Source organism: Neisseria sp. P0021.S005 (assembly GCF_051956955.1).
Genome location: NZ_JBQCWY010000871.1, coordinates 1 through 593, shown reverse-complemented (window position 1 = coordinate 593; position 593 = coordinate 1). Strand labels below are relative to the sequence as shown.

At 28.5% G+C, this 593-nt stretch carries 1 protein-coding gene; it reads left to right on the top strand.

The window, feature by feature from the left end:
• A partial coding sequence (locus ACTHUE_RS19885) for a hypothetical protein (RefSeq protein ID WP_440424266.1) occupies nucleotides 1–593 on the top strand: 593 nt, incomplete at both ends.

The following is a 593-nucleotide window of genomic DNA, read 5'->3' as shown; positions in this document are numbered from 1 at the left end:
TTCTTTATATGAGCAAGAATTCTTTTTATGGAGCGGATTTCCTTCAGCGAAAACTAAGAATTTTTATAAAAAAGATCCTGAAAAAGAGATTGCGGCTAGTTTAAATGGTAATTTAATAACTACTGCTAAAACTTTATTAGCAAAAATTGAATTTTTGGAGTCGTTTAATCCTGCAATAAATGGAAAAATCATTGGATATAAGGATTTAAATGATGTTAAATATAATAAAGAAGGATATAAATCTAAAGGATATTCATTTAAAGGGATGAGTGGGGGAGCACTATGCTTGCTTAAAAGATCTCCAAAGTCAATAGAGGAAAGTTTATCATTTATTGGGATCGGATTGGAGCATAAGAAAAACAACGAAGTGATTGGATTGAGTTTAAAAAGAATTATTGAAAAATTAGATGAAATAGTGAAAGAACCTTTTACGCTAAATTTTATGGTTGAACCAAGTTTTGCTTTAGATCCTATCTTAGACTTCATAGTAACTATACATGGAGGTTGTGATGATAAAGATAGAAAAAATTTACAAGAATGGATAGAGGAAGATTTAATTAGTCTATTAGAAACATTAAAACATTCTAATAACT